The 10,841-nt window shown below is 40.1% G+C and carries 10 protein-coding genes; 7 read left to right on the top strand and 3 right to left on the bottom strand.

The window, feature by feature from the left end:
- From FJ218_09685 to FJ218_09655, 7 genes are all read left to right on the top strand, one after another.
- On the top strand, nucleotides 1-823 hold an 823-nt coding region (locus FJ218_09685; GenBank protein MBM4167170.1), incomplete at its 5' end, for an NADH dehydrogenase subunit.
- A 42-nt stretch (nucleotides 824-865) separates the two neighbouring features.
- Entirely contained in the window at nucleotides 866-1,222 is a 357-nt protein-coding gene (locus FJ218_09680; protein MBM4167169.1) for a four helix bundle protein, read from the top strand.
- Nucleotides 1,223-1,251: 29 nt separating this feature from the next.
- A complete protein-coding gene (locus tag FJ218_09675; GenBank protein ID MBM4167168.1) occupies nucleotides 1,252-1,803 on the top strand; it encodes a BMC domain-containing protein in 552 nt (183 codons plus the stop codon).
- Between the two features lie 47 nt (nucleotides 1,804-1,850).
- A complete protein-coding gene (locus FJ218_09670) occupies nucleotides 1,851-2,735 on the top strand; it encodes a radical SAM protein (protein MBM4167167.1) in 885 nt (294 codons plus the stop codon).
- A gap of 122 nt (nucleotides 2,736-2,857) precedes the next feature.
- On the top strand, nucleotides 2,858-4,063 hold the full coding sequence (locus tag FJ218_09665; GenBank protein MBM4167166.1) for a YgeY family selenium metabolism-linked hydrolase: 1,206 nt from the start codon (nucleotides 2,858-2,860) through the stop codon (nucleotides 4,061-4,063).
- Between the two features lie 77 nt (nucleotides 4,064-4,140).
- A complete protein-coding gene (locus FJ218_09660) occupies nucleotides 4,141-4,503 on the top strand; it encodes a four helix bundle protein (protein MBM4167165.1) in 363 nt (120 codons plus the stop codon).
- 102 nt (nucleotides 4,504-4,605) lie between these two features.
- Nucleotides 4,606-5,607 carry an ornithine carbamoyltransferase gene (locus tag FJ218_09655; GenBank protein MBM4167164.1) on the top strand — a complete coding sequence of 334 codons (1,002 nt, stop codon included), beginning with the start codon at nucleotides 4,606-4,608 and terminating at the stop codon, nucleotides 5,605-5,607.
- Nucleotides 5,608-5,890: 283 nt separating this feature from the next.
- Here the strand turns inward: FJ218_09655 and FJ218_09650 are convergent, their stop codons facing one another.
- From FJ218_09650 to FJ218_09640, 3 genes are all read right to left on the bottom strand, one after another.
- Nucleotides 5,891-6,445, bottom strand: a complete 555-nt coding sequence (locus FJ218_09650; protein ID MBM4167163.1) for a hypothetical protein — start codon at nucleotides 6,443-6,445, stop codon at nucleotides 5,891-5,893.
- Between the two features lie 2 nt (nucleotides 6,446-6,447).
- A complete protein-coding gene (xdhA, locus tag FJ218_09645) occupies nucleotides 6,448-7,878 on the bottom strand; it encodes a xanthine dehydrogenase small subunit (GenBank protein MBM4167162.1) in 1,431 nt (476 codons plus the stop codon).
- Between the two features lie 215 nt (nucleotides 7,879-8,093).
- Nucleotides 8,094-10,481: a T9SS type A sorting domain-containing protein gene (locus FJ218_09640; protein ID MBM4167161.1), complete on the bottom strand. Its 2,388-nt coding sequence runs from the start codon at nucleotides 10,479-10,481 to the stop codon at nucleotides 8,094-8,096.
- Nucleotides 10,482-10,841 lie beyond the last annotated feature (360 nt).

Here is a 10,841-nt window from a genome sequence, read left to right as displayed (position 1 = left end):
AGTAAAAAATCCAATTTCACTTCTTGCACCCATCGGAATGAGTTTTCGCGATGCAATTTCTTTTGCCGGCGGAACAACAGAAAAACAATTTGCAGTGTTTGTCAGCGGAATTATGATGGGGAAATTGGAATTCAATCTTGATATTCCGATTACAAAAACGTGTGCGGGACTTGTTGTTCTCCCGACAGAACATACACTCGTTCAAAGAAAAATGCAACCGGAAAAAGTAAAACATCATATCGGAAAATCTGCGTGCGACCAGTGTAGTTATTGCACGGAACTTTGTCCGCGTTACATTCTTGGTTACGACATTCAGCCGCACAAAGTGATGCGCAGTTTGGGATTTACGACAACGGGAGAAAATATCTGGAATCAATTTGCGCAACTTTGCTGCGCGTGTGAATTGTGCACATTGTATGCGTGTCCCGAAAGTTTATTTCCGAAAGAAGCATGCGACAAAGCGAAACATGATTTGCGCGAACAAGGAATCAAGTGGAGCGGAAAGATGGAAGTCGAACCGCATCCAATGTATGAAGGAAGACGCACGCCGCTGAGACAATTGATGAAACGACTTGGCGTAGAAGAATATAATGTTGACACAAAATTTTCTTCAGAAAAAATTCTTCCGAAGAAAGTGGAAATTCCGTTATCGCAACACATCGGTTCTCCCGCGCAAGCAGTTGTTCGTCTTGGAGATAATGTTCGCAAAGGACAACTCATCGGCGAAATTCCCAACGAAAAATTGGGAGCGAGAATTCATGCGAGTATAGATGGAGTGGTGAAAAATGTTGATGAAAAAAATATTGTAATTGAAAAAGTATAAAATGCTATTAGCTGTTAGCCATTGGCTGTTAGGAATGAAGAGATGAGAAATTTTAGAACTTTAAATATTTGGCAACAAGGAATTGAAATCGTAAAAGAAATTTATTTGCTCGTAGAAGGTTTGCCCAAAGAAGAAAAATATGGATTGAAAAGTCAAATGTGTCGAGCGGCAGTATCAATTCCATCGAATATTGCCGAAGGATGCAGCAGAAATAGTGAAATAGAATTCAAAAGATTTTTAGAAATGTCGCTTGGCTCTGCATTTGAATTGGAAACACAACTTCTCATTACTCAAGAACTCAAACTTATTCTAAAAGAAAAAGTAGATAATGTTTTGATATTGCTTACCAAAGAACAAAAAATGCTCAACACACTAAACACTAATTACAAAAATTGCTAACAGCCAATAACCAAAACCCAAAAGCCATTATGCAAAAAAACTCAATTGGTCTTATCGAACTCACAAGTATTGCTGCCGGATTTCTCGTTGCAGATGCAATGTTAAAAGCGGCGGAAGTAGAAATAATTTTATCGCGCACCATTTGTTCGGGAAAATATATGGTGCTGATTGGCGGAGATGTTGCAGCAGTGCGGGCAAGTGTTGATGCGGGAGTTATTGCCGGTCGCGGTTCGATAATTGATACGTTTGTGATTCCGAATGTTCATCACAATGTTTTTCCAGCAATTTCCGGAACGAGTAAAGTAGATTTGCTCGATGCGTTGGGAATTATCGAATCGTTTTCTGTTGCGTCACTCATCGAAGCCGCTGATGCTTCAGTAAAATCTGCTAACGTTACACTGATAGAAATTCGTCTTGCTATGGCGTTGGGCGGAAAAGCATTTTTGACAATGACGGGAGAAGTTGCCGCCGTTCGAGCCGCTGTTGATGCGGGTTCAGCGATTGTTGCGGAAAAAGGATTGCTCGTGAATAAAGTTGTGATTGCTGCTCCGCGAAAAGAATTGTTGAGTGAAGTTGTGTAAATAGATTTGCGATGTGGGATTTGAGATATGAGTAATAGATTTTCTCAATGGTGAATGAAAAGTTTGTAAAATCCGTTCTCAACAAACATAAGAAACGCGACTCGTGGTTTTTGGATGAGTATTCTGTCAATCCGTATGAAGGATGTAGTTTCAATTGTTTGTATTGCTACATTCGCGGAAGTAAATACGGATTGAATATGGCGGAAACATTTTCGGTGAAAGCGAATGCGGCAGAAATTTTGGAAAAGCAATTACGCGCACGAGCGAAGAAAAATCAATATGGCATTGTCGCGCTCGCATCTGCAACTGACCCGTATTTGCCAATTGAAGCAGAACGAAAACTAACGCAACAATTTCTCGAGTTATTTTTGAAATACAAATTTCCGATTTTTGTCGCAACAAAATCGAAAATGATTTTACGCGATGTTGAATTGCTGAAAGAAATTGATGCGAATGCAATTCTTCCCGACGATTTGAAAAATACATTGCGGCACGGCGCGATTGTTACATTTTCAATTTCAACGCTTGATGAAAATATTTCTGCGCATCTCGAATCCGGCGCAGCAAAACCGCTCGAACGATTTGAAACAATGAAGCGATGTAAAGACGAAGGTTTGTTTGTTGGTGTAAATTGTATTCCCGTGTTGCCGTTTCTTTCCGATTCGGATGAGAAATTGGAAGAAATGATTTCGGCGGCAAAACATTACGGCGCAGATTTTATTTTGGTTTGCGGTTTGACATTATTCGGCGATGGAATTGCAGATAGCAAAACGTTGTATTTTCAATTTCTGAAAAAATATTTTCCGCAACTTGTTCCGAAGTATCAACAAATATTTTCGGGCAATTATCTTCCGTATCGTTACGAAAATGATTTGCGAATGCGGGCGAGAAAGTTGTGTGAGAAGTATAAGTTTCGCAATAGTATATTATAAGATTAACCGCGAATGACACGAATGAAACACGAATTTGCGCAGATAAAATTCGTGATAATCTGTGAAGTCTTCGCGTGATAAGTGGTAAATCAAAATTTCCTAAAAATAAAAACACAAACTTTATGTTCCAACAAATTTTACAAACAGCGCAAAAAAATGAACGACAAGTAGCAAATTTTCTTCGCGATATCATTGCGATTAAATCAATGAGTTCGCAGGAAGAGCACGTGATTCATCGCATCAAAGAAGAAATGGAGCGATGTAACTACGATGAAATTACGATTGACGGAATGGGAAATATTCTCGGACGCATCGGCAACGGCAAACACATTATCGCACTTGATGCGCACGTTGATACGGTGGATGTTGGCAATCCCGCAAACTGGACAATTGACCCGTTCAAAGGCGCGGAGAAAGACGGCATTATTTACGGTCGCGGCGCGTGTGATATGAAAGGCGCGTTCGCTTCGATTCTCTACGGTGGAAAAATTATCAAAGAACTCGGGCTCGAAGACGATTTTACGTTGTATGTTGTCGGCAGCGTGCAGGAAGAAGATTGCGACGGATTGTGCTGGCAATATATTATTGAGCAAGATAAATTGCGGCCGGAAGTTGTCGTGATTGCCGAGCCGACAAATCTTGCTGTGTATCGCGGACATCGCGGACGAATGGAAATCGAAGTGCGCACCAAAGGAATTTCGTGTCACGGCTCTGCACCGGAACGCGGCGTGAATGCTGTGTATAAAATGGCACCGATTATTGCCGACATCGAAAAGTTGAACGAGCGTCTTGGCGGCGAACCATTTCTCGGAAAAGGAACAGTTACGATTGCAGAGATTCGTTCAACATCGCCGTCTTTGTGCGCTGTTGCTGATTCTTCCGCGATTCATCTCGATAGAAGACTTGCCGCGACAGATACGTTGGAATCGGCAGTGAAAGAAATTCAAGAACTTGCGAGCGTGAAAAAAGCGGAAGCAGAAGTTGTCGTGCTTGATTACGCTGTTCCGAGTTGGCGCGGCTTAACGTATCCGACAAAAAAATATTATCCCACGTGGCTTTTGCCGGAACATCATCCCGTGTTAAGTAGCGGCGTAAAAGCGTTTGAAGGATTGTTCGGGAAAAAACCGGAAGTGAGCCGCTGGGTATTTTCAACCAATGGCGTTGCAGTGATGGGAAAGCATAATATTCCGTGCATCGGTTTTGGTCCAGGAAATGAAATTTACGCTCATATGGCAACGGAACATATTCCGATTGAGCATTTGGTAAAAGCAAGCGCGTGGTATGCAGCGTTTCCGTTTATGTATTTGAATTCTTCTTTGCTGAAATAGTAACTGCATTTGGAAATTCCAAAACACAAGCATCAAATAACAAATAAATTTCAAATTTCAATTTCTAAATTTTCTGCGTGGAAACTTCTAACACAAAACGATATGATTTGGAAGAGCGAACATTGAAATTTGCTTTGGACGTTGCTTTGTTTTGTAAAAAATTACCGAAAACAATGACAAATGCTGAATACGTAAAGCAACTTATCCGCTCATCTTCGTCTGTTGGAGCAAATTATATCGAAGCAAATGAATCGTTAAGTAAAAAAGATTTTTTGATGCGGGCAAAAATTAGCAGAAAGGAAACGAAAGAAAGTGCATTTTGGCTACAATTGATTAAGGAAACAAATTCAGAAACATACAAAGCAGAAGCAACAACGCTTTACAATGAAGCAATCGAATTGAAAAAGATTTTATCCGCAATTATAGAAAAATCATCGTAACAAATTAGAATTTCGGCATTGGAATTTATTTGTCATTTGAATTTTGCTATTTGAAATTTTATCAACAACATACTTACAACTTATTTATCTCTACAATAATTTATGCCAACAAAACTACCGAAACTCCCCAACATTGTTCGGGGAAAAGATTATATCGAAACAAAAGATTGGTCAACGAAAGAAATCGAACTTGCGCTGAAAACTGCGAGCGATTTAAAAAAAATGTTTAAGAAAGGAACGCCGCATCGGTATCTTCCCGACAAAACTGCATTCCTGTTTTTCTTCGACAAATCCACACGCACGCGCAACTCGTTTGAAGCCGGCGCAACACAACTCGGAGCGCACGCACATTTCATCGCGGCGGAAACTTCGCAAGTTGCGCACGGTGAATCGCCGAAAGATATGGGAATTATTCTTTCAAGTTACGGACACGCCATTGCAATTCGCCACGATTTGGTTCCGGGCGAAGGCAACTCGTATATGCGCGCCGTTGCGAAAGATGCCAACGTTCCCGTGTTGAATATGCAATGCGATATTGACCATCCGTTTCAAACACTTGCGGATTTAATGACGATACGCGAAGAGTTTGGAAAAAATTTACGCGGAAAAAAAATTGCTGTGTCGTGGGCGTATGCTCCGAGTTACGCAAAACCGATGAGTGTTCCGCAAGGATTGATTACGTTGATGCCGCGATTCGGTCTTGATGTTGTTCTTGCGCATCCTCCGGAATATACGCTGATGAAAAGCGAAATGGAGTATGCGAAAAAAGTTGCAAAAGAAAACGGAACAAAGTTTGAAGTGGTGAACAATATGGATGATGCGTTTAAAGATGCGGACATTGTGTATCCGAAATCGTGGGGAATCGAATCGCTGTTTCACAATCCAAATCAAGCGCTCGAGATTTCCAAAAAATACAAGCATTGGATTTGTGACGAGAAGAAAATGAAACTCGCGCACAAAGACGCAATTTATATGCACTGCCTTCCCGCCGACAGGGGTTACGAAGTTACGGATGCAGTGATTGATGGTTCGCAATCGCGTGTATTTCCCGAAGCGGAAAATCGCCTGCACACGTGTAAAGCGGTAATGGCTCTCACGATGTAATTCAAAGATAAATAACAAGGAGAAAAAATTCCAAAATACAAATAACAAGTTCCAAATAAATATCAAATTACAAGCACAAATTTCAAATAGATTCCAATTTCAAAATTCGAATGTTGAGATTTGGTGCTTTGTATTTATTTGTGATTTGATTTTTGTTATTTGGAAATTCTTACAAAAACTTATGATAGCAGCAATAATTCTCTCCACTGGCGCATCAACACGAATTTGAGCGAATCAAACTGTGAACATTTGCGAAGTATCGCGCCGTTTGTAGAAAAAAATTTCATCTTGTCAAATTATACTGCAACGGAACATTCACCCACACGTTCGCCGGCTCTCCGCTGGGTTTGAGCGGTTGCGTAAATTCCCACAACATCACTGCGTCAATAGATGGTTTTTTGAATTGCTCTTCGTACTCGCGATACATTTCCACGTTGGTCGAATCGAAAATGCAAATTGTTTTTACTCGAGTTACCTCTATTGCGCGCGGATGTCCATCAATGCCAATCAATACTTTCAACATTACGTCCGCTTTGATGCCGTTCATACGCGCGTGTTCGGGAAATACCGGCGAAATTTGAGTTGTTGGCGTGGGCCATTGTTTTAAAGTTGTGAGTTCAACAGTATCAGCAAGCGTGGTCGGGTCAATTTTTTTCGTAAGTCCGTTCGTTGGTTCGTTTGGTCGTTGCGTTGCCGTTGTTTCAGTTTTATGTTCAGATTGTTTGGAACAAGAAAAAAGAGTGAATGAAAAAGTGATAACAACGAAAAAAATTCTTGTCAAGTGATAAATAGATTCTTCGCTTTGCATAGAATGGTGCTGCATTGGTAATAGATTCATTATTATTTTGTTTCCGTATAAAATTTTAAGAGTAAATTTTTTGAAGCAATTGATCTAAATTCTTTGCTTGCTCTGGCATCGGAAATCGGTGTAAATTCTTTTTCCAAAATTTTCATTGCTTGTTCGATTGTTTCACGCCTCCATTCTTTTTGCAGAAGAAAATTTTCTGTCGTCGTCGCACGTTTTGTTTTTTCCGCCATTCCACCAAACGCAAGTTTTATCTCCTTCACTTCGTTGTTTGAATTTACTTTCAAACGAAACCCGCTGCTCACGGTTGAAATATCCAAATCTTTTCGTTTGGAAATTTTGTATGATTTTACAATTGTTCCGTTTGATAGTTTCGGAACAATTATGGAAGTAATCAACTCGTTTTCCTCTCGCAACGTTTTTCTGTAATCAATAAAATATTCATCGAGAGCAATGTTACGTTTGTCGTTCATGCTCTGCAATTCGACAGTTGCGTTATATGCAAGTAAAACAGGAAGCGCATCGCCAATCGGAGAAGCAGTACCGAGATTTCCGCCAAGTGTTGCAAGATTTCTGATTTGCATCGAACCAAACACGGAAAGCATATTAAACAATGCAGGAAAATCGTTTCCAACTTTTCGTTTTACATCTTCCAAAGAAATTCCAGCGCCAATCAAAACAGAGTTTTGATTTACTACAAATTTTTTCAATTCATCTACGCGTGATAAATCAAGTATTTCTTTCAACAATTCATGTTTCTTTGTTACTCGCAATGCTACATCTGTCGCGCCGTTTAAGACTACTGCGTCGGTAAATTTATTTTTCAACTCAATCGCTTCTTTCAAACTTGTCGGTTGGAAATAATTTTGTTGTTTCGTTTGAATGTGAATTGATTCGTTAGAAATTGTTTTTAACAGATTTACCGTTTGCGATTCGCTGTTGGAAAAATTATCTTTCGTTTCGTTCACACACGATTTTGCTGCTGCTTCAATAATCGGTTTATATCCCGTGCAACGGCATAAATTTCCAGTGAGTGTATCGTCAATTTCATCTCGCGTTGGATTGTTTTTGTTTTTATACAATGCGAACAGCGACATAATAAATCCCGGCGTGCAAAATCCGCATTGGCTTCCCCCGGTTTCCACCATTGAAATTTGCACGGGATGAAGTTCGTCATTTTCCGTTTTTAAATTTTCCACCGTTACAAGTTGTTTTCCGTGTAGCATCGGAAGAAACATCAAACACGAATCAACACTTTTATATTGTATTTTTCCATCATTACCAACTTCGCCAAGCACAACAGTACACGCCCCGCAATCACCTTCGGCGCAACCTTCTTTCACGCCTTTGTGTACAGGTAAACTGCGGAGATAGTTTAAAACTGTTGTCGTCGGTTTGATTTCTGGAACTTGAAAATCAAGCGAAACGATTTTTCCGTCGAGAACGAACTGAACGTTGTTTTGCATTTTTCTATTTTGTAAAAGCGGGGAAAAAGTACAAAATTTCGAATCCAATTTTAAGAAGATTTTTTTCTTTTCAAAGTTTTAAAAACAGAAAAAGCATTGCGAGAACAATGCTTTTTCTAAAAATAAATCCCGATTCTTTGTGAAGAAATCTGCTGAGGCGACAGAGTTCCTCACGCACGAATCGGGGTTTTCGCCATTGAGAGTTTTTCTCTCAGTTACTTCATCAGCAACATTTTTTTCACAACCGTTGTTGTTCCTGCTTCCAAACGATACAAGTACATACCAGAAGAAACGTTATTTCCGGAAGCATCCGTTGCATCCCACGACGCAGAATAATTTCCCGATGGTAAAAACTCATTCACAAGTTCCTGAACTTTTTGTCCAAGCAAATTGTAAATTGCAAGTTTTACATATTGTGCTTCAGGAATACTGAAACTGATAACCGTTGTTGGGTTAAACGGATTCGGATGGTTATCAGAAAGTGTTACTTCCGATGGAATCGGTTTTCCGTTTTCGATTACTTCTAATGGTGAAGACGTTAAGTTCATATTGACGATTATCGTGTTGGACTGAATCGGGTCGAACGTAATCGCCTGCGCAGAACTTCCGTAACCAAACACAGAGCCGTTCATTGTGTAATTTCCTCCGCCAATTCCTTCGATTTCATAATTGCCGTCCGAGGATGTCATTGAATAACCGATGATTTGATTCAAGGAATTTTTAATGGTTACCAATGTTCCTGCAAGCGGAGAATTGTTTGCATCGCGAATGATTCCAGTGATAACGCCATTTCCACCGCCGCTTGTATCAACATCGAGTGATGCATTGATGCCAAGCACCGCGCCAGTTGCGTTCACAAGCGTAGCGTCTTCCCAACGATGAACGTTATCATAAAATTCGGGAATGTAATCTTCTTTGAAGAAGAAAAGGATATAATTTCCGTTCCGTAAATTTTCTAATGTGTAATTACCCAACGAATCTGTTGTTGTCGTAAAGCGATGATGTCCGCCGTTTCGTGCAAAAGCGGAAATGGTTACATCTGCTAATAATTCTCCGTTGCCGTTGGTTACGTTTCCACTGATGGAATTATCGAATGTTGCAGAATCGGAATCCAATGTGAAGGAAATGTTCGTGAACGTTGTGTCGCCAAATGCTTTCAGAACATCCGCTTCCCACCACGATGATTTTTCGTTGTAATATTCTTTGAAGAAACCATCTTTCTTCGCAACAACACTGAAACGCACCCAAGGTCTGTTGCTGGAAAAACTAATTGAGTAATCGCCGTTGGCATCGGTTGTCGCCCAAGTCGAATCATTTGAACAACGACGATGCGACCATACACGCACGTTTGCTCCTTCAATCGGATTGTTGAATGCGTCGGTAACTTTTCCGGTTACGATGACATCAACAACCGAAGGAGTTGGCGTGCCGAAATTGATATTCTCGACTGTTTGGTCATCGGCAACCGCTATCTCTGTTGCTTCCGCGTTTGTATGAACATTATCGTAAAATTCGTAATAGTAATATCCAGGGTTCCATTTAGTGTAGCAAATAACATAGTAGTTTCCCGCGCGAACGTTCATCGAATAATTTCCGTTCGAATCGCTGATGGCTTGTCCACATTGATGATTTGAAGTTCCCGGATTTCCGTTCACAGGAATTGCATACAAATACGCATTGGCAACCGGTTCTCCCGTTTCATCTTTTGTAACAACCCCGGAAATTGTACCTTCCTGAATTGCAAGAAGTTGTATATCGAATGCTGTTGTACCATTTATCGCAACTTCGCTCCAGAAATGCACATAACCTTCTGCTTTGCATTTCACGTAATATTCGCCGCCGAAAATATTTTCGATATTGTAGTAACCGAGCGAATCTGTTATTCCTACATACGTGGAACCGTGATTATTGCGATACACTTTCACTTCTGCTCCTGCAATCGGATTTCCGTTGGAAGAGTCTGTTACAAAACCTGAAAGCGAAGAATTTGCTTGCACGGGAGTGAGAAAAATTTCCAAACCGGAAATGATAGTTGAATCTTCAACAACAATCGGTTCTGCGTGCGCGTAATTAACAAAATTATACGCTTCAGCGGTCATTGTATAAGTTCCGTTTGCAATATGCCAGAAGGAAAAACTTCCGTTGTTCGATGTATTCTTTGAGTAAGAATTGTTTTCATTCGACAATTTGACTTTTGCATTTGGGACAGGGTTATTCGTCGAACTGTTTTTAACTACGCCGGAAACATTATTTTGCGTTTGTTTCGGCGCTAAAAATAAATTTATTGTCAATGCTGAATTATCCGATACGTACACGTGACCTTTTCGAGTTGTAGTATAATTCGGATGGGAACATTGTAATACGTACACTCCAGCGGAAACATTATCGAGAAGATAATTTCCGCCACTATCGCTTGTTGCAGTAAACAACAACGAGTCGCCATTGGGACTGTAACCGATTGCTTCGATAAGCGCGCCTTCAACGGGATTTGCAGTTCCTAAATTTCCAGCAAATACTTTTCCGCCAATAGAACCGGCAAACGTTGAAGAAATTACCACCGCTTGTACAAAGAGAGTAATGAAGAGTAATCTAAGTTGTTTCATAAAATATAACCTCGTGGTTTTATTAAGTTGAGAAATAGTTGTTTTTTGTAAAGAAAGAAAAAGCAATTATCGTGCCAAATACTGCAGAGGGAAAAATTGTCAAATTACTTCGTTTGATTGGTATCATTTTCAAGAGTTGATAGTATGATTTACATTCATCAATCGCACGACAACAAATACAAACCACTCATTCTGAGTAAATTTGCACTTTCATTTTTATTCGCTAACACTATTTGCGAAGCATTCCGTTTGCAAAATGAAGGAATGTTCAGCAGGGAAAAAATCACGCATAAATTTCGCACTAACGTTTTTTTTTGCGGGAACAATCGTAACTTGTTAGGAACTAAAAAGAAAATCGAA

The organism is Ignavibacteria bacterium (assembly GCA_016873775.1).
In the GTDB taxonomy this organism is placed as follows: Bacteria; Bacteroidota; Ignavibacteria; order UBA10030; family F1-140-MAGs086; genus JAGXRH01.
This window is presented reverse-complemented; position numbering and strand designations above follow the sequence as displayed.

What these genes read in the sequence shown, in the direction of transcription:
- FJ218_09655 (MBM4167164.1), top strand. Translation starts at nt 4,606, where the DNA reads ATGCCAACAAAACTACCGAAACTCCCCAACATTGTTCGGGGAAAAGAT.
- xdhA (MBM4167162.1), bottom strand. Translation starts at nt 7,878, where the DNA reads ATGCAAAACAACGTTCAGTTCGTTCTCGACGGAAAAATCGTTTCGCTT.
- FJ218_09675 (MBM4167168.1), top strand. Translation starts at nt 1,252, where the DNA reads ATGCAAAAAAACTCAATTGGTCTTATCGAACTCACAAGTATTGCTGCC.
- FJ218_09640 (MBM4167161.1), bottom strand. Translation starts at nt 10,481, where the DNA reads ATGAAACAACTTAGATTACTCTTCATTACTCTCTTTGTACAAGCGGTG.
- FJ218_09680 (MBM4167169.1), top strand. Translation starts at nt 866, where the DNA reads ATGAGAAATTTTAGAACTTTAAATATTTGGCAACAAGGAATTGAAATC.
- FJ218_09670 (MBM4167167.1), top strand. Translation starts at nt 1,851, where the DNA reads ATGGTGAATGAAAAGTTTGTAAAATCCGTTCTCAACAAACATAAGAAA.
- FJ218_09665 (MBM4167166.1), top strand. Translation starts at nt 2,858, where the DNA reads ATGTTCCAACAAATTTTACAAACAGCGCAAAAAAATGAACGACAAGTA.
- FJ218_09650 (MBM4167163.1), bottom strand. Translation starts at nt 6,445, where the DNA reads ATGAATCTATTACCAATGCAGCACCATTCTATGCAAAGCGAAGAATCT.